The sequence below is a fragment of the Brevundimonas sp. ABV4_179 genome (assembly GCF_056311945.1).
Genome location: NZ_CM149976.1, coordinates 1,472,165 through 1,490,509, shown reverse-complemented (window position 1 = coordinate 1,490,509; position 18,345 = coordinate 1,472,165). Strand labels below are relative to the sequence as shown.

The following is an 18,345-nucleotide window of genomic DNA, read 5'->3' as shown; positions in this document are numbered from 1 at the left end:
GCACCAGTCGGCGCTCCCGCCTATCGCACCGTTGATCGTGCGACGATCCAAACTCCAGTCACTTGCATTAGGAAACCTTTGAGTCCTACATTGCAAACTTGGACGGATCGGAGGCTGCCTTGGAAGACGACGTCGCCATCGCCGAGAGAAAAGGCCGGAGCGCCTATATCGTCGATGCGGTGAGAACGCCGCGCGGCAAGGCGAGGCCCGATGGCGGTTTGGCCAGTCTGACGCCCCAGGCCCTGATCGCCGCCCTGATCGACACTCTGGCGGTGCGGACCCAAGGCCGGGCGCGGCGCGCCGAGGGGTTGATCATCGGCGCCGTCGGACAGGTCGGCGCCCAGGGCGCAAACGTCGCCCTGGTGTCCAAGCTGCACGCCGAACTGCCCGACGAAGCCTTCGCCTTCAGCCTGAACAACTATTGTGTTTCGGGCCTGACCGCCATTGGACAGGCAGCAAACATGATCACGTCCGGCGGCGCCGATCAGATCTTGGCGGGCGGGGTCGAGATGATGTCGCGCGTCCCCTTCATGGGCGACAAGGCCGATTATTACGAGGACGCCAGCTTTCCTCTGAGAACGCGCTACATCCCTGTGGTCGTGGCGGCCGATCGTTTGGCCGAAGACATCGGCGTCACGCGCCAGGAGATGGATTCCGCCGCCCTGAGGTCGCAGCAAAGGACCGCCGCCGCAGAAGGCACGATGCTGACAGCCTCCCGCATCGCCGTAAACGGCCTGGATGTGGAGGAGCCGGCGCGCGCATCGACCACGGCCGAAACCCTGGCGGTCATGCCCGCCGCCTTCGAGGCTCTCGGAGCCCAATACGCCGATGCGCTTGGCGGGCGCACGATCGACCACCGCCATACCGTCGCGCACGCGCCGCCCATGTGCGACGGCGCGGGCCTGGCCCTGATGTCGTCGAATGGAAAAGGCGCGCGGGCGCGCATCGTGGCCTATGTCGAGACAGGTGGCGACCCGCACGCCTCGCTTACGGCCGGCTTCACCGCCATGGACCGGGCCCTGGCCAAGGCAGGTCTCGACCTGAAGGCCATGGACAGGGTCGAGTTCATGGAGGCGTTCGCGGTCACCATCGTCAAATTCCTGCGCGAACGGGATGTCGATGTGGACAAGGTCAACGTCGGCGGGGGGCATCTGGCCAAGGGCCATCCCATGGGCGCCACAGGGGCCATTCTGTTGTCGTCCCTCTTGGACGCGATGGATGACTGTCAGGGGCGCTATGGGCTCGTGGTCGCAGTCGGCGCGCAGGGCATCGGGGCCGCCATGGTTGTGGAGCGCCTCGCGCGATGATTTTGATACCGGAGGCGCGCATCCAGGCCATGAAGGCGCGGGGTTGGTGGGGGGAGGCCACCTTCGACGACCTGTTCACCGCCCAAGTCACCCGCCGTTCAGACACCCTAGCCTTGGTCGATCCCGTCAATGCGATGGGGGTGGTCGGTCGTGCGCCGCGCAGGCTGACCTGGGGCCAGATCGCGGATGAAGTCGATCGCATGACCGCCGTTCTTCACGCCGCAGGCGTCCGGCGTGACGATGTGGTCGTCGTCCAACTGCCCAACATCGGCGAGTTGACCAGCGTCTATCTGGCCTGCGCACGATTGGGCGTCATCGTGACGCCCGCACCGGCTCAGTATCGCGAAAGCGAACTGGCCCATATCGTCGCACGAACCGATGCCGTCGCCGCCATCACCGCCGCCCGCATCGGCAAACATGCGCATGGCGAGATGCTGACCGCGCTCAAGACCCGATGCCCCAGCCTGAATGATGTGTTTGTGCTGGGCGGCGCGCCGGACGGCGCCATCGATCTGGACGGCGCATTGCATCAGGTGGCTCATGCTGAAATCGCCGCAGCCCACGCCGCCGCCAAGGCCGCGCAGGTCACCGCCGACGACGTCGTCACGATCTGCTGGACATCCGGCACGGAGGCCGAACCCAAAGGCGTCCCGCGCAGCCATAACGAGTGGATCGTCATGGGCGACGGCGTGGTGGACGCCGCCGACCTGTCGTCGGAAACGCGCGTGCTGAACCCCTTTCCCATGGTCAATATGGCCGGCATCTCCACCGCTTTGGTCGGCTGGCTGCTGACGGGCGGCGTGGTGGTCCAGCATCATCCGTTCGATCTTAACGTCATGCTCGCCCAGATCCGCGACGAGGCCATCGACTATACGGTCGCCCCGCCCGCCGTTCTGAACACCCTGCTCCAGACCGAAGGACTTCTGGACGGCATCGACTTCGGTAGGCTGAAATCCATAGGCTCGGGGTCGGCGCCGCTTTCTGAATGGATGGTCCGCACCTTCCACGAGAAATACGGCGTCCAGATCGTCAACTACTTCGGCTCCAACGAAGGCGCCTCGTTCGCCAGCGCAATGAAGGACATGCCGGCGGCGGCCGACCGCGCCACCCTGTTCCCTCGCCTCGCGCCCGGCTTCGTTTGGAAGGCCAAACTGCATGATCGCGTCTTCACGCGTCTGGTCGATCCGGAAACGGGCGTGGAAATCTCCGACAAGGGGATGGCCGGAGAGCTGCGCATCAAGGGCGCGACGGTCTTCTCCGGCTATTGGCGGGCGCCCGAGATCAATGCCCGCGCATTCGACGACGACGGCTGGTTCCACACCGGCGACCTGTTCGAATACGCGGGCGAAGACGCCCAACATCTGAAGTTCGTCGGTCGCCTCAAGGACATCGTCATTCGAGGCGGGGCCAACATCTCGTCCGAAGAGATCGAAAATCATCTGATCGCCCATCCCGCCATCGCCGAAGCCGCAGTGGTGGGCGCGCCCGATCCGAGGCTGGGCGAACGTCTGGCGGCCTTTGTCGCCTTCAAGCCAAACCGAACCGCGACGCTGTCGGACATCAATGTCTTCCTGACGGTCGAGCGGAAGGTCGCCGTCTTCAAACAGATCGAGCGACTGCATGTTCTCGATCACCTCCCCCGAAACCCTGTCGGCAAGGTGCTGAAACGCGACCTGCGCCACCTGCTGAAAACCGAAGAGTCCGCATGAAGCCTCCGTTCGACACCCTGCGCCTGCCCGTATTCGCGGCCCCCATGTTCCTGATCAGCGGACCGGAACTGGTCATCGCGGCCTGTCGCGCCGGGGTCGCCGGGGCGTTCCCGACGCCCAACTGCCGCACGATCGAAGATCTGGATCAGTGGATGGATCGGATCGTCAGCGCTCGCCTGCCCGGCGATGCGCCTTGGATCGCCAATATGATCACCCATTCCACCAATACGCGGCTTTCCGAAGACCTGCGGCTGATCGCCCAATACAAGCCGCCGGTGGTCATAACGGCCCTCGGATCCCCTCGCCCGGTGATGGAGACCGTCAAGAGCTACGGCGGCCTGGTGTTCGCCGATGTCGTCAGCATGAAGCTGGCGCGCAAGGCGGCCGAGGCCGGCGTCGATGGCCTGGCGTGCGTCAGCGCGGGCGCCGGGGGGCACACGGGGCACCTGTCCCCCTTCGCCTTCATCTCGGCGGTGCGGGATTTCTTTGACGGCTATGTCGCGGTGGGGGGCGGCGTTGGAGACGGGGCGGGCGTCGCGGGCGCGGTCGCTGCGGGTGCGGACTTCGTCTATATGGGCACGCGGTTCCTGGCGACGCAGGAGAGCCTGGCGCAGGACGATTACAAGCAAATGGTCGTCCAATCCGGGCCTGACGACCTGGTCGTCTCGCCGGCCATCACAGGGACGGCTGCCTCATGGCTGCGCCCCAGCCTGATCGCCGCCGGACTGGACCCCGACAATCTGGGCGGTCCTGTCGACCGCAACTATACCAGCGGCGGAAACCAGAAGCGCTGGAAGGATCTCTGGGCGGCCGGCCAGGGTATCGACGCCGTTCGCCGAATCGAGCCGGTGTCGCAGGTCGTAGAACAACTGACTCAGGAGTATCGGGCCGCCAGCCAGCGGTTCAACGCGCTGGCCTTATCGCCGGCATGACCTCCACCGCCTCCGCGCTTCACGTCCACGAAGGCGACACAGGCCTGGACCTGCTGCGCCAATGGCAGGATCGCGGCTCGTCCCTTGGCGGCTTCTTTTCCCTCATCGGCGCCCGCGTCGAGGCCTATGCAGACGGCGAAGTCGTCGTACGGTGCGAGATCGACGAGGGCCACGCCAACTTCATCGGCTTGGTGCACGGCGGCCTGACCGCAGCCCTGATCGATATGGCGGGCGGCGCCATGATGAGCCGACTGACGCCGGGCCAGATCGTGCTGACCACCGACTTGGCCGTGCGTTATCTGAACGGCGCGTCACAGGATTGCACCGCGCTGGAGGCCAAGGGCGTCGTCACCTATCAGGACGCGCGCAAGGCCGTGGTCGATGTCGTGGTCACGACCGACGATGGCCTAGACGTCGCGCGTGGCGTCGTCGGCCTCGCGATCCGTCCACACCCGGTTTGAAGTCAGACCCCAATCACCAGGCTGACCGTGGTCGTCGTCGATCCGCCGATGTTCAACGTCTGAACGTTGCGGGCGCCTTCGACCTGGTAATCGCCGGCCGTGCCGGTCGTCTGCTTGAAGGCGTCCAGCGCCATGCGGACGCCGGTCGCGCCGACCGGATGGCCGCAACCGATCAACCCTCCTGACGGATTGATGGGCAGCCGTCCGCCGATCTCAATGTCGCCGGCCTCGACCGCCTTCCAGCTATCGCCGGGCGCCGTCAGCCCCAGGTGATCGATGGCCATATATTCGGTCATCGAGAAACAGTCGTGGGTTTCGACCACGTCCACCTGGTCCAGCCCAATACCGGCCCGCTCACGCGCATCGTCGATCGCGCGCTTCACCTGCGGGAAGACGTAGGGCGCGTCGGCGCTGTTGGCGATCTTGCGCGCATAGCTGATCGGCGACGACCGATGCCCCCACCCCTTCACACGCGGCAGGGTGTCCAGGTCGACGCCGCGCTTGCGGGCATAGTCGGCCGCGCGCTGCTCGGACGCCAGAACCACCATCGCGGCCCCGTCGGTCACCTGGCCGCAGTCCGACTTGCGCGTGCGTCCTTCGATGGGCGGATTGGCCGTGTCGTCGTCACTGAAGCTGAGATTGTCGAAGGCCCAGTTGCGCGTCTGTGCGTTCGGATTACGCCGACCGTTGGCGAAGTTGATCTCGGAAATCCGGCGCAGGTGGCGTTCGTCGATACCGTAGCGGCGGTCGTATTCGTCCGTCAGGTCCGAAAAGGCGCGTGGCCAGACATAGGTGGCGTCCCCATATTCGTGCCCATGCCAGGCGGCCGCGCCCAAATGCTCGGCGGCGGTCTTGCCCGGCACGTTGCGCATCAGCTCAAGCCCGAGAACGGCGGCCGTGCCATAGCGACCCGCCTCGATGTCCGCACAGGCGGCCAGCAGCGCCAGGCTGCCAGACGCGCAGGCCGCCTCATGCCGGCTGGTCGGCAGGCCGTCGAAACGATCGTCCGTCATGGCGAAGAAGCCGCCCAGCAAACCTTGGCCGGCGAACAGATCGCCCACGAAGTTGCCGACGTGCCCGACCTCGATGTCGCCCGGCTCCAGATCGACGGCGTCCAGGCCCTCGCGCAAGGCTTCTCCGAACCCGTCGGCGATCTCCAGACCCTCACGCGCCCAGTTCCGCGCGAAATCCGACTGCCATCCGCCGAGGATATAGACCGCGCTGCGATCGGCCATCACGCAGCCCTCCGGGCGGCCCGGATCGTCTCACCCTGGGACCAGGTCGCGTGCGTGCCGCTGGAGATGCGACCCGGCAGGATGATGCGCGCCACCGGCCCGTCGTCCAGCTTGCGCGCGTCATAGATGACGCACTCCGACCGATCCTCGATCATGTCGGTGACATAGGTGATCAGATAGCCGTCGTCTTCCTCGGTCGCGCCGACGCGGGGCGCGAAGCCCGGCTCCGATCCGTAGCGTTCGGGGCCGAAGTCGATCGCCCAGCTTTCACCGGTCTCCATGTCGTGCTTGACCAGTCCTGTGAACAGGAACCAGCCCGGCTTGGACACCGCGCTATAGGCGTAGCGGTATTTCACTCCGGCGAACTGGTTGTTGATGACGCCGAACTCCAGCACTCGGTCGTCCAACCGTTCTTCCGTCGTCTCTCCGGTGCTGAGATTGAACCGCCAGCGATGCAGCTTGGGCTGCAGCATGTTCTGGTCCAGGAACGTCATGATCCGCTCATAGCCCGGCAGGGCGTCCGGGCTGGTCTCGGGCACCGGATTGTCCTGGAAATAGCCGTCCATGACGATGGTGTCGCCGTCTTCCCAGGCGTTCAGGAAGTGCAGAACATAGGTGGCCTTCGCCTCGAACCACCGCACGTCCTCGGCCGATCCCATCCGCGGGATCACACCGAAGCGAGACTTCATGTCGGGGTGGAAACGCGCGACGTGATAGCCCTTGGGCAGCAGATGCTCTTCCCAGAACAGCGGGAAGTCGTTCAGGATGGCGTAGTTGGTGGTGAAGGCCATGTCGTGCGGCAGGCGCGCGCCGGGCAGAGGCACCGGCGTCAGATGCTTCAGCCGATTGTCCGCCCCCACCACGCCGTAGTGCATGTGCGGCGCGGTCTTGGAATAGTTGAAGAACAGCAGCTCTCCGGTCTTTTCATCCACCTTGGGGTGGGCCGAAATGCCCTCGGGCGGGCACCAGTCATCCGTTCCCAACGGCTCCAGCGTGTAGGGATCCAGACGATAGGCCTCCCCACACTGATAGAAGGTCGACAGGATCGCTCCCGCGTGAATGATGACGTCCGTCGAGGACGAATCCTTCAGCCCGCCGTGCGCGCCCCAGCCGGGGCGTTCGGACTGTGACGGATGCTCGGCCAGTCCGGCCCACAGGGCGCGACCGGCCTCCTGTTCGGCCTGGAAGCCCTTCGTGCGGACAAACCGGTTGCGGTAGGCGGCCTTGCCGTCCTTCAGGCTGATGGCGTGGATCATGCCGTCGCCGTCGAAGGGATGATATCGGCCGATCGGCTGCTGAATCGGGTTTTCCGTGTTGCGGACATAGACCCCGTCGATATCGAGGGGAATAGCGCCGATCACGACCATGTTCTCGGCCGTGTATTCCTCATGCTGCGGTGTCCAGGCCCCCGTCATATAGGGATGATCGCCGGGCTGAAGCGTGACCTTCAAAGGTCGCTCCAACAGGTCATCGGAACTGGACTGATCAGCGACTGCAGTCTGAGAAAACGCCACGGCGGCCTCCTTTGGACGACCAACAAAGATAGTCGGTTGCGTTAGAATACCATTATTGCCGATGAAGGCGAGTGGTTTTAGTATCAATTCGAAAGCGAGGCCGCCGAACGGCCCGATGGAGAGGAACGATGACCGATAGCCGCCCCACAGATGCGCCGCACGCGCTGGACTTCGACGGTCTGCGACCGCCCTCCCCGTTTCTCAACGCCGAACACGATGCTTGGCGGCGCAAGCTGAGAGGGTTCATCGACCGGCACGTGGCGCCGCACTTGGCTGAATGGGATGCGGCCTCTGATTTTCCCGACGCCCTTTACCGAATCGCTGCGCAGGAAGGCATTTCCGGCATGGGGTTCCGCGAAGACCTGGGCGGAACGGGCGAGGACGTCAGCCTGTATGACCGCATCCTCTTCGCCGAGGAGTTCTTCCGGCTGGGGTCGGGCGTCGTCTTCGCGGATCTGGCCACCCCCTGGATCGCCCTGCCCCCTATCATCACGGGCGGCGCGCCCGAGATGCTGGACCGCGTCGCCAGGCCCGTGCTGGCGGGTGAGCGCAAGATCGCCTTCGCCGTCACCGAACCAGGCGGCGGCTCCGACGTGTCCGGCTTCACCACCACCGCCGAACGACGCGGCGAGGTCTTCGTCGTCAACGGCGCGAAGGCCCTGATTTCCGGCGCGATGAAGGCCGACTTTCTCCTGACAGCCGTCCGCACCGGCGGGCCTGGCATCGGAGGTCTGTCGATGCTGTTGATCGAGGCGGACCGTGCGGGCGTAACGCGTGGGTCCACGCCGGGTCTGGAGTGGTACAACCGAAACAACGGCTGGCTGAAGTTCGACAATGTCGAGGTCCCGGTCGCCAATCTGATCGGCGTCGAGAACAAGGGCTTCGCCGGCCTTGCGCGCCAGTTCAACATCGAACGCTTCAGCGGCATCGCCGCCACCCTGGCCATGACGCGCACCTGCGTGGCCGAAGCCATCGCCTTCGCCCGCGAACGCCAGACCTTTGGAAAGCGGCTGATCGACCACCAGGTCATGCGCCACAAGATTGTGGACATGGTTCAGCGTCTGAAGGTGGCCTACGCCTATCTCGACATGCTGGTCTGGCGGTTCGAAAACGGCGAGGCGCCGATCGCGGAACTGGCCCTGATGAAGGTTCAGGCGACCAACACGCTGGAGCACTGCGCGCGCGAAAGCCTGCAGGTTCTGGGCGGCCGCGCCTACACAGGCGAAAACAGGGTCGAACGCATCTATCGCGAGGCCCGCATCTTCGTGATCGGCGGCGGCTCGGAGGAAATCCTGCGCGATCTTGCTGCCAAACAACTCGGCTTCTAGACAAGAAAAAGGCCCCGCCGATCATCGGCGGGGCCAGTTGGGTACAGAAGACGTCTTCGCTTCAGAAGGTGCGCTTCAGGGTGATGCCGTAGGTGCGCGGATCGCCCAGGAAGGCCGAATAGGACCCTGCCTGGAACGTCGCCGGCAGCACGCGGCGATAGTAGAACTCGTCGAACACATTGCGCGCCCACAGATCGACGCGCCAGGTTTCAGACGTGTCCTGAACCGACAGCCGCACGTTGGCCGTGGTGAAGGCGCCCTGCACCCGATTGGGATCGAACCCGCCGGTGAAGAACTCGGAGCTGTAGCGCGCGTCCGCATAGGCCGTGCCCTTCAGCTGCTCGCCGAGCGGGAACTCCCATGTGACGGAGGACACGTTCACCCACTCCGGCGCCTGCTCCATCCGCCGTCCGGCATAGGTCAGATTGCCTGCGGCGTCGGTGTAGGAGGCGTCCGTGTAGCTGAGCCCGTTCGTAAGGGTCACACTATCCGTCGGCCGCCAGGTCACCTCCAGCTCGGCGCCGCTGGTGGTGGCTTCCTCCAGACTGCGGACGACGAAGTTGACGCCGGTATATTCGATCAGTTGGAAGCCCTTGAACGACTGGTGATAGGCGGCGAAGTTCGCACGCACCCTCCGGTCGAAGAACTCCCCCTTCACCCCGATCTCATAGGCGTCGACGGTCTCTTCCTTGAAGGCCAGATCGGCGGCGTTCGGCGTCGCGGGCGTGGTGAAGCCGGCGCGGTCGAAGTTGTAGCCGCCGGACTTGTAACCCCTGGAATAGGACGCATAGGTATTGAGCTGCGGCGAGAACTGATAGGCGATGTTGAAGGTCCCGGTCAGCGCGTCCTCTGTTCTGGAGTCCGTGTCGCCCGCCGGATTGAGCCGCGTATCCCAGAAAGGCGCGCAGAAGCGGATCACGCCCGGCGCATCCCCGGTCGCACGCGCACTGTCGCAGGCCGGGTTGAAGTTTTCGCCCCGGAAATCGATCGACTTCTCGTTCTGCGTATAGCGCAGGCCCGCCGTCACGCTCAGTTGGTCGGTCAGGTGGAAGATGTTGTGGGTGAAAACCGATTTGTCGGACCCGTCCTGATGCCCAATCCCACGCGCGCCGTCGCCGGGCTTGAAGGCCGCCAGGGTGCTGGCCTGGAAGGTCGCCGCGCCGCCGTAGATCAGCGGATAGTCCGCCCCCATGCGGAAGGCGGAATCGTTCATCACCTTCTCGTCCGAATAGAAGGCGCCCACCATCCAGTCCAGGCGACCGCGCGTGCCCTGCAGGCGCAGTTCCTGCGTGAAGACGTCGAAGCCCTGGTGCAGACCCTTGGGCGCGAAGAAGCCCAGATCGGCGCCCGAGTGATCGAAGTCCTGCGACCGCCATGCCTCCCAGCTGCGATAGGCCGTGATCGAGGTCAGTTGCCCCCAACCGAAGTCGAAGTCGCCCTGGGCCGAGAAGCCGTAATCCTGAATGGCTTCCGCATTGACGCGGCCATTGGTGACCGACGCCGAACGCGCCCTCGGATCGGAGGTCGCATAGCCGATCTGTCCCCTGGCGGCGGCCAGATTATTGACTGTGTTGTATGTCGGACCGGCGATGGCCAGCACGGCGACACAGCAGTTCTCGTCGCGGGTCGTATAGTCCGCGCTGAACAGCCAACGCATGGTCTCCGACGGACGATACAGCAGTTTGGCCCGGACGAACTGGCGATCCAGATCGTCGAACCGCGTGCCGTTGTTGGTGTTGGGATAGAAGCCGTCGCGCAGCTCCCAGCTGCCTTCCACGCGCAGCGCCGCGACGTCATCCACGAGCGGCAGATTGATCGCAGCGGAAATCCGCCGATCATCGAAGTTGCCATATGTACCTTCGACGCGTCCCTCGATTCCCGAAAGGTTCGGGGACTTGGTCACGACGTTGATGATGCCGGACGAGGTATTGCGCCCGAACAGCGTGCCCTGTGGTCCGCGAAGCACCTCGATCCGTTCCAGGTCGCCCAGCTCGGACAGCGCGACGCCCGTTCGCGCCCGGATGACGCCGTCGATCACGACGCCCACCGAGGATTCCAGTCCGGGGTTGGTCGAGGTCGTGCCGACGCCACGGATCCGAACGGACGAGTCCGAACCTCCGCCCGGGGTTTGGAATTGCACGCTAGGGGCCAATCCCGTCAGCTCGCGAATGTCGCTGACGCCGGAGTTCTCAAGCTGCTGGGATCCGATCGCGGTCACAGCGACAGGAACATCGATCAATCGCTCTTCGCGCTTCGTCGCCGTAACGATGATGTCGTCGACGGTCGCCGGAGCGGGCGCTTCCTGCGCAATGGCCGGCGAGGCGCCGAGGACGCCCCCGATCAGAAGCGCATACACACTTGTCATACCTTGCCTGGTCACGCTCTACCTCCCTAGATCCCTCGTTTATCCGAGGTGTATCGAAGGCCAGCTTCTCACTTGCAGAACGAGACTGTCAAATAGCTTTTGTAATCGGACCAAAATCTGTGTTTACCTTCTAACGCTGGTTTTGACGCCCCGTCCGCTGAACGAGACGATGCGCAATTTAGCGGAGGAATGGCTCAATGCCTTGTTATTACGCGCCTTCGCGCGTCTGCTTGTCGTCCAAGAGGCCAAGGCCGTCTCCAGAGCGACAGACGCATCACTGCGACGATAAGCGTTCTGGCCGTCGCCAATCGCGTGACATTTGTTCCTTTCAACACAAGATCATTGGGACGGTTTGCGATCATGACTGCTGACGCCTTGCGCCCTGCGCGATCCCCCTCCGAGGCCCATGCCAGCTGGCCTTCGCCAGCCTGGGCCTGGTTTACCGTCGCCGCCTTGATGATCGCCTATACCAGCAGTTTCATCGATCGGCAGATCCTAAGTCTTCTGGTTGAACCGATCCGTCGCGATCTGGTCATCAGCGATACGCAGTTCAGTCTTCTGGCCGGCCTGGCCTTCTCCCTGTTCTATACGGTGATGGGGGTCCCGCTGGCCAAGCTGGCGGATCGCGGCAGTCGCCGTCTGATCATCCTGATCGGCATCACGATCTGGAGCGTCATGACCGTCGCCTGCGGTTTCGCCACCAGTTTCTGGGCGCTGTTTGCGGCCCGTGTGGGTGTAGGCATCGGCGAGGCGGCCCTGTCGCCTGCGGCCTATTCGATGATTTCCGACTATTTCCCGCCGGCGAAACGCGCGCGCGCCTTGGCCGTCTATTCCATGGGCCCATACATCGGCGCAGGGTTGGCGCTGATGATCGGCGGCGGCGTGATCGACCTGATCTCCCGGACCGGCGACCTGAGCCTTCCCTTCATCGGCCAGATGGCGCCGTGGCAGCAGACCTTCGTGCTGGTCGGCGCGCCCGGCCTGCTGATCGCGGCGCTGTTTCTGGTCGTGCGCGAACCGCCGCGACACGGCGTAGTGAAGACGGGCGTTCAGACCGCGGTGCTGCCGTTCCTGTGGGCGCGTCGCTCGACCTTCTACGCCATGATCCTGGGCTTCTCGGTGTTCGGCATCGCCGGGATTTCATACCTGGCCTGGATCCCGGCCGTCTTCATCCGCGTGCATGGTTGGGAACCGTCTCAGGTCGGGGTGGCCTATGGCGCCATCCTGCTGTTCGGCGCGACGCCCGGCGTCCTGGTCGGCGGATGGCTGTCGGACTGGCTGTCGGCGCGTGGCAGGCGTGACGCGCCCTTGCGCGCCGCGATCCTGGCCATGGCCTGCTGCATACCCTTCGCCATCGCCACGCCCCTGATGCCCACCGCGTCTTTGGCGTTGGCGAGCCTGGCCGTGTTCAGCTTCTTCGCCGGCGTGATGAACAGCCTGCCGGCGACGTCCCTCCAAGCCGTGTCGCCCAACCAGTTCAGAGCCCAGGTCACCGCCATTTATTTCCTGATCGGCAATCTGGTTTCGCTGGGACTTGGCCCCACCATCGTCGCCGCCTTCAGCGACGCCGTGCTGGGCGGGCCGCAGAAGATCGGCCTGTCCCTGTCGATCGTCAGCGGGATCGCTTTGGTCCTCGCCTGCGCGACGTTGATCCTCACCATGCCGGCCTTCCGCCGCAGCCTGGACGAGGCCGAAAGCTGGAGCGGTTCCAAATGAGCAGCAGGCCCGACCATCAGACGATCCCGTCGTTCGACCCCGCGCCCCCGACCGCCGACCAATGCGTGACGTCACGGCTGATCGAGCGTTTCGCGGCAGAGACACCCGACAAGCTGTTCGCCCTCTTCGAGAGCGGCGAGACATGGACCTGGGAACAGACGCGTCGGCGGGCGCGCGAGACAGCCAGCGCCTTGCAGGCGCGTGGCGTCGGTAAGGGCGACATCGTCGCCGCCTGGGCGCCGAACGGGCCGGCCCTGCTGGGCGCCTGGTTCGGCTCCAACCACGCCGGCGCGGCTCTGGCGCCGATCAACAGCAGCTTTAGGGGTCTGTTGCTCGAACACGCCATCGCCAAGACCGGCGCGAACATTCTGATCCTGCACCCCGAACTGATCGACCGGCTGAAAGGCCTGTCGCTGGGCGCCGTAAATCGCATCATCCTGACCGGGCCGGCGACCTCGGATTATGCCCCCCCGGGAGTCGTCGTGGAGGACGAGACGGCTCTGATCGGTGATCCCGATCAGTACGAACAGGTTGACTCCCAGCCGTGGGATACGCCCGTCATCATCTTCACCTCGGGGACCACCGGGCCCTCCAAGGCGGTGATCACCTCCTATGTCCAGGAATGGACCACGGCTGTGGTGACCTATGGCTATATGGTCCAGTCCGACCGGATGCTGGTGAACCTGCCGATGTTTCATGTCGGGGGCATCGCCGCCATCACCGCCGCGCTTCAGTGTGGCGGGTCGATCGCCCTGTTCGAATCCTTCGACACGCGCCGCTTCTGGGACCTGATCCGAAAAACCGAATCCACGGTGTGCAGCGGCCTGATCGGCGCCCTGACGACCTTCCTGATGAAGGAGCCGCCGCGCGAGGACGACGCCCACAATCCCCTGCGCATGGTGACCCTGTCGCCCATCAATGAGGACACGGTGGCCTTGGCCAGGCGTTTTGGGTTCGACTATCTATCGGGCTTCAACATGACCGAGGCCTCCGGGCCGCTCATCTGTGCGGTGAACGATCAGGTCATGCGCAGCTGCGGTCGCGCGCGCGAGGGGATCGAATGCCGCATCGTCGACGCCTTCGACAACGAACTGCCGCACGGAGAAGCCGGAGAACTGGTGATCCGGTCCGATAATCCTTGGGTTCTGACGCGCGGCTATCTCGGCGATCCGCAGGCGACGGCGGATGCGTGGCGAAACGGCTGGTTCCACACCGGCGACCTGATGCGTCGCGACGCAGACGGCTGCTTCTTCTTCATCGACCGGAAGAAGGACGCGATCCGCAGACGAGGCGAGAACATGTCCTCGCTGGAGATCGAACTGGAGGTCGCTGCGCACCCGCTGGTGCGAGAGGCCGCCGCCTATGGCGTCGATCTTCCCGGCGGAGAGCAGGAGGTCATGGTGGCCGTCGCGCCGGTGGATGGCGCTGAGATCGACCCGCAGGCGCTGATCGAATTCCTGATCCCCCGCATGACCCACTTCATGGTGCCGCGCTATGTTCGCGTCGAACCCGCCCTGCCCAAGACGCCGTCCAACAAGGTGCAGAAGACGGGCCTGCGCGCCGACGGTGTGACGTCCGCCACCTTTGATAGAGAGGCAGCAGGCATAGTGGTCCGCAGACAAAAGCTTACGTCGGCTTGAAAAAGGCCTTGGCCAGCCGCTACGGAAAGGCATGACCTCCGTCGCCCCGAAGACTCGTTCGGTCCCCAAGAGCTCCCTCAACCGCGCCCTGAACGCCTTGGGCGATCGATGGAGCCTGCTGGTGATCCAGGAAGCGTTTCTGGGCGCCACGCGATTCGAGGAGTTTCACGAACGCCTGGGCGGGGCGCGCAGCACACTCTCCAGCCGCCTTCAGGCGCTCGAAACCCACCAGATTCTGCAGAAGAAGCTGCAGCGCGAGAATGGCTCGCGCATGGCCTATCACCTGACGGCACGAGGACGCGGGCTGTTCGACAGCATGTTGGTGATGTGGGGTTGGGGCGTGCGGTGGGGCGTTGCGGGACGACGCGCCCCCACGCTGTTCACGCACATCGACTGCGGCAAGGCCATGTTGCCCGAGATCCGCTGCGGCGCCTGCGGCGATCCTCTGACGCTTCATAGCTGCACCTTCGAACCCGGTCCGGGCGCGGGAGTGGAGAAGCTGCCGACCCAGCGCATGCATCGCCGACGTACGGGCGACGATTCCCAAGGCGTGGAGCTGGTCGATCTGCTGGGCGATCGCTGGACGGGTCTGGTCGTCAGCGTCCAGTATTTCGGCGTGCACCGCTTTGACGAAATCCAGTCAATGCTGGGCATCGCCTCCAACATTCTGGCCGATCGGCTGAGGACACTGGAGATGGCCGGCATTTTGGAGCGGCGCCTTTATGAAATCACGCCGCCCCGATACGAATATCACCTGACGAAGAAGGGCGCCGATCTCTATCCGCACGCCTTGGCGGTTCTGACCTGGGCCGAAACCTATCTTAAGCTGCGGTCAGGCCCGCCGATCCTGATCCGGCACAAGTGCGGCGCCGACCTCGATGTGTCGGTGGAATGCAGCGCCTGCCGAGGCCGACTGACGATGGACAATGTTCTGCTGAAATCGGGACGACGCGCCGGCTAACCGCCTTGCATTAGAAGACCTAACCACATAGCGTTCTCCAAAATCACAAAGGGAGAGATGTCGTGGGTCGCAATTTGCAAGTCGTGGAAACCCTGATGGCCGCTTGGAAGCGCCGGGACGTGGAGGGCTTCATCGCCACCCTGTCCGACGACATCGAATACCACTGGCATCCCACAAAGCGTCCGGCCGTCGGCAAGGACAAGATGCGCAAATTCCTGTCGAACTACGAGGCGGGCTTCGACCAGCAGGAATGGACCATTCTGCATTCCGCCGAAGCGGGCGACGTTCTGTTCGTCGAAGGCAAGGAGGTGCTGGTGGATCGTTCGACAGGGGCGCGGATGGACAATCCTTTCGTCCAGGTCTTCGAACTCCGCGACGGGCTGATCACGCGCATGCGCGACTACTATGATACGGCTCAGGTCCACGCCCCGGCCAAGCCGGATGCGGCCAAGGCATCGGCGTGACACGCCCGATCGAGCAGTTGAGGGCGTTGATGGCGGTGTCGAAGGCGCGCGACAAGGCCGCCTTCCTCGCCTTCTTCGACCCGGCGATCGAGTACCACTACCACGTCGGCTCGCGCCCTCTCATCGGCGTCGAATGGGTCGACCGCTTCATCACCAAATACTGGCGGGATCACAGCGAAACAGAGTGGGTCCTGATGAACTGGGCGGAAAATGGGGACGTCATCCTGACCGAGGGTCGAGAGGACTATGTCAATGCGGCCGGGGTTGCGATCTCTCACCCCTATATGGGGTTCATCGAGTTTCGTGACGGGAAGATCGTCGCCTGGCGGGATTATTTCCAGATGCAGGATCCGGCCGCCCACTGATCGGGCGTCTGATCGTTCAGCCGACCAAGCCGATCCGGGCGTCGCGTAGAGCGCCTCGCCTCACCTTGCCCGCATCGTCACGCAAACGTTCGCGCGTGATCTCGAACGTGCGCGGCTGTTTGTAGCGCGCGATCCGCTCGGCCAGAAACGCTGTCAGGTCGGACAAGTCGAGCGAGGTGTTCGCCTCTATGATGGCATGGACGCGCTGGCCCAGGTCGGCGTCGGGCAAGCCGACCACTACGCTGCATTCGACGCCGGGAAAGGCGTCGATCGCCGCCTCGACCTCGGCGGGATAGACGTTGGCCCCGCCGGTCACGATCATGTCCACCCGACGGTCGGCCAGGAACAGATAGCCGTCTTCATCGACATGGCCCAGGTCGCCCAGCGTTTCGAAATCGCCGCGCGCGCGGACGTCGGCCCCCAGATACCGATAGGTCGATCCCTGACCTCTGTTCGGAAGGAAGTAGATTTCCCCGACCGTTCCAGTCGGACAAGGATCGCCCGCATCATCGAGGATGTTCAAGGTGAAGCCCGGCAGGACGCGACCGACCGACCCCGGTTTCTTCAGCCAGTCGAGCCCCCCGATCATCGTGCCGCCCAAGGCCTCCGTTCCCGTATAGATCTCCCAGACGGCTTCGGCGCCCATCCAGTCGATCCAGCATCGCTTCAGCCAGGGCGGGCAGGCGGCGGCGATGTGCACCACGGCGTCCAGGGAGGACACGTCATACTTCGCCTTCACCGCATCGGGCAGGGTCCATATCCGGTGCATCATGGTCGGCACCTGAAACAGCCAGCTGACCTTCTCCGTGTCGATCAGCCTGAGCGTCTCCTCGGCGTCGAAGCGGCGCATCAGGACCACGTGCAGTCCCCACGCCAAGGCGTAGCAGGTCATGCCGAACGGAGCGGCATGATACAGCGGCCCAGGGTTCAGCATGACGTCGTCCGCCATCATGCCCAGAAGCAGGACGTCGGGATCGGCCAGCGCCGGCGCCATGTCCACGATCACCTTGGGACGCCCCGTACTGCCGCCGCTGGCGATCGCTTTCAGATGCGGCGCCGTATGTTCAGGCAGCGGCGTGGCGTCTTCCCTCTCGTCATAGGTCTCGACCGCAGCGACGACGCGATGGACGCCGCAGGGCGCGGCAGTCTCGGAGACAACGAGGCGTGGCGACAGAAGATCGAGGATGGCCTGTCGCTCGACCATGGGAAGAGTATGCGCCAGCGGCGCGGGCGTCGCGCCCAGCGCCCAGGCGGCGAACGCCAGCTCAAGAAACGCCGGACCGTTGGGCAAGGCGATACTGACGAAGTCGCCAGCAACCACGCCGAGCTTGGCCAGGGCTCTTGCCCGGCGATTGACCCGAGCCGCCAGTTCGGCGCGCGTCAGGGTCTTGCCTTCGAACGTCAGGGCGGCGCGGTCAGGCGCGCGTTCGGCCTGAAGATCGAGCAGGGCGCCCATGGATCGCGGGGCCGACATTGGCGCGCCGGGCGTCAGCAGGCTGCGAGGACGGGCGGGACGCCGCATGGTCGTCGCCTCAGGCGCGCCGAGGCGGCCACGGCACCAGCGAACTGGTGCGCGCGATATAGTCCGCATAGCCTGGCCGCTGGTAGGTCAGCCGCTTCTCGTACGATGGACCGCCGCTGTATTTGACGAACATGACGAGCAGCAGCAGCGGCCCAAGGATCGCAGCGATGCCCAGCGCCGTTTCAGCGGCGATGAGCCACAACCCGAACCAGACGCACAGATCGCCGAAATAGTTGGGATGCCGCGTATAGCGCCATAGCCCTTGATCGAAGACCTTGCCCGTATTGGCCGGGTTCGCCTTGAACCGAGTCAACTGCACATCGGCCAGGCTTTCGAACAGAATGCCGAACGCCGCCAGCCCGGCGCCGGTCATCCCCAGGACGCCGATACTCGCCGGGTTGGAAGAAAGCTGACCCAGTTGAACCGGCAGGCTGACGACCCAAAGGATCGGCGCTTGAAGCCGGAACACCAGCCGCCAGGCAGCCTTGGGATAGCTCCAGCCCTTCTCTTCCGCGCGAGACAGCATTTTGACGTAGCGACGATCCGGGCCGTGAGACCGCCAACGCCACAGGATATGCAGCCCAAGCCGCAGCCCCCATGCGACGGCCAACGCCAGCAGCAGAAACTTGCGATCCGCCGCGCCGGCATCCGCCTGAATGAAGGTCAGCACGGCCATCGACGCCAGTCCCAACGCCCACCAGGCGTCGACGAAGGTGACATCCTTGATGGCGCAACCGATCCGCCAGAGGATGACGAACGACACAACGCAGAAGGCGAAGTTGATCGCCAATATGGTCGCGATTTCCGAAACGGGCGGCATCGGCTT

General features: G+C 64.5%; 15 protein-coding genes. 10 read left to right on the top strand and 5 right to left on the bottom strand.

What is annotated here, in order from left to right:
- The first annotated feature begins 119 nt into the window (after positions 1 to 119).
- Genes ACYX4P_RS07205 through ACYX4P_RS07190 form a run of 4 tightly spaced genes read left to right on the top strand, consistent with a single transcriptional unit; the run spans position 120 to position 4,409 of the window.
- The gene (locus tag ACYX4P_RS07205; RefSeq protein WP_248117455.1) at positions 120 to 1,307 is read left to right on the top strand and encodes a thiolase family protein; all 1,188 of its coding nucleotides are present in this window, start codon (positions 120 to 122) and stop codon (positions 1,305 to 1,307) included.
- Complete coding sequence (locus ACYX4P_RS07200; RefSeq protein ID WP_248117457.1) at positions 1,304 to 3,016, top strand: class I adenylate-forming enzyme family protein; 1,713 nt, start codon at positions 1,304 to 1,306, stop codon at positions 3,014 to 3,016. The genes ACYX4P_RS07205 and ACYX4P_RS07200 overlap by 4 nt, the downstream gene beginning before the upstream one ends.
- Positions 3,013 to 3,948, top strand: coding sequence for an NAD(P)H-dependent flavin oxidoreductase (locus ACYX4P_RS07195; RefSeq protein ID WP_248117459.1), 936 nt, complete (start codon positions 3,013 to 3,015; stop codon positions 3,946 to 3,948). The genes ACYX4P_RS07200 and ACYX4P_RS07195 overlap by 4 nt, the downstream gene beginning before the upstream one ends.
- Positions 3,945 to 4,409 carry a PaaI family thioesterase gene (locus tag ACYX4P_RS07190; RefSeq protein ID WP_248117461.1) on the top strand — a complete coding sequence of 155 codons (465 nt, stop codon included), beginning with the start codon at positions 3,945 to 3,947 and terminating at the stop codon, positions 4,407 to 4,409. Before ACYX4P_RS07195 ends, ACYX4P_RS07190 begins: the two co-directional genes overlap by 4 nt.
- 2 nt (positions 4,410 to 4,411) lie before the next feature.
- On the opposite strand, the gene ACYX4P_RS07185 is transcribed toward ACYX4P_RS07190, so the two are convergent.
- Together ACYX4P_RS07185 and ACYX4P_RS07180 are read right to left on the bottom strand one after the other, a co-directional pair.
- Complete coding sequence (locus ACYX4P_RS07185) at positions 4,412 to 5,644, bottom strand: acetyl-CoA acetyltransferase (RefSeq protein ID WP_248117463.1); 1,233 nt, start codon at positions 5,642 to 5,644, stop codon at positions 4,412 to 4,414.
- Positions 5,644 to 7,095: a carotenoid oxygenase family protein gene (locus ACYX4P_RS07180; protein ID WP_476070234.1), complete on the bottom strand. Its 1,452-nt coding sequence runs from the start codon at positions 7,093 to 7,095 to the stop codon at positions 5,644 to 5,646. Before ACYX4P_RS07180 ends, ACYX4P_RS07185 begins: the two co-directional genes overlap by 1 nt.
- 191 nt (positions 7,096 to 7,286) lie before the next feature.
- Here ACYX4P_RS07180 and ACYX4P_RS07175 point away from each other — a divergent pair, with 191 nt between their 5' ends.
- A complete protein-coding gene (locus ACYX4P_RS07175; RefSeq protein WP_248117465.1) occupies positions 7,287 to 8,486 on the top strand; it encodes an acyl-CoA dehydrogenase family protein in 1,200 nt (399 codons plus the stop codon).
- 61 nt (positions 8,487 to 8,547) lie between these two features.
- Here ACYX4P_RS07175 and ACYX4P_RS07170 read toward each other — a convergent pair whose 3' ends face one another.
- Positions 8,548 to 10,866, bottom strand: a complete 2,319-nt coding sequence (locus tag ACYX4P_RS07170) for a TonB-dependent receptor (protein ID WP_292075093.1) — start codon at positions 10,864 to 10,866, stop codon at positions 8,548 to 8,550.
- Between the two features lie 345 nt (positions 10,867 to 11,211).
- Here ACYX4P_RS07170 and ACYX4P_RS07165 point away from each other — a divergent pair, with 345 nt between their 5' ends.
- From ACYX4P_RS07165 to ACYX4P_RS07145, 5 genes are all read left to right on the top strand, one after another.
- Positions 11,212 to 12,567: a spinster family MFS transporter gene (locus tag ACYX4P_RS07165; protein WP_248117469.1), complete on the top strand. Its 1,356-nt coding sequence runs from the start codon at positions 11,212 to 11,214 to the stop codon at positions 12,565 to 12,567.
- Complete coding sequence (locus ACYX4P_RS07160; RefSeq protein WP_292046047.1) at positions 12,564 to 14,207, top strand: AMP-binding protein; 1,644 nt, start codon at positions 12,564 to 12,566, stop codon at positions 14,205 to 14,207. Before ACYX4P_RS07165 ends, ACYX4P_RS07160 begins: the two co-directional genes overlap by 4 nt.
- A gap of 31 nt (positions 14,208 to 14,238) precedes the next feature.
- Positions 14,239 to 15,168 carry a winged helix-turn-helix transcriptional regulator gene (locus ACYX4P_RS07155; RefSeq protein WP_292046046.1) on the top strand — a complete coding sequence of 310 codons (930 nt, stop codon included), beginning with the start codon at positions 14,239 to 14,241 and terminating at the stop codon, positions 15,166 to 15,168.
- A gap of 95 nt (positions 15,169 to 15,263) precedes the next feature.
- Complete coding sequence (locus ACYX4P_RS07150; protein ID WP_248117475.1) at positions 15,264 to 15,632, top strand: nuclear transport factor 2 family protein; 369 nt, start codon at positions 15,264 to 15,266, stop codon at positions 15,630 to 15,632.
- On the top strand, positions 15,629 to 15,997 hold the full coding sequence (locus tag ACYX4P_RS07145) for a nuclear transport factor 2 family protein (RefSeq protein ID WP_248117477.1): 369 nt from the start codon (positions 15,629 to 15,631) through the stop codon (positions 15,995 to 15,997). Before ACYX4P_RS07150 ends, ACYX4P_RS07145 begins: the two co-directional genes overlap by 4 nt.
- Positions 15,998 to 16,013: 16 nt before the next feature.
- Here the strand turns inward: ACYX4P_RS07145 and ACYX4P_RS07140 are convergent, their stop codons facing one another.
- Together ACYX4P_RS07140 and ACYX4P_RS07135 are read right to left on the bottom strand one after the other, a co-directional pair.
- Positions 16,014 to 17,519 (bottom strand): AMP-binding protein, encoded by a 1,506-nt coding sequence (locus ACYX4P_RS07140; RefSeq protein ID WP_248117479.1) that lies wholly within the window; start codon positions 17,517 to 17,519, stop codon positions 16,014 to 16,016.
- 10 nt (positions 17,520 to 17,529) lie between these two features.
- On the bottom strand, positions 17,530 to 18,339 hold the full coding sequence (locus ACYX4P_RS07135) for a DUF1295 domain-containing protein (protein ID WP_248117481.1): 810 nt from the start codon (positions 18,337 to 18,339) through the stop codon (positions 17,530 to 17,532).
- Positions 18,340 to 18,345 lie beyond the last annotated feature (6 nt).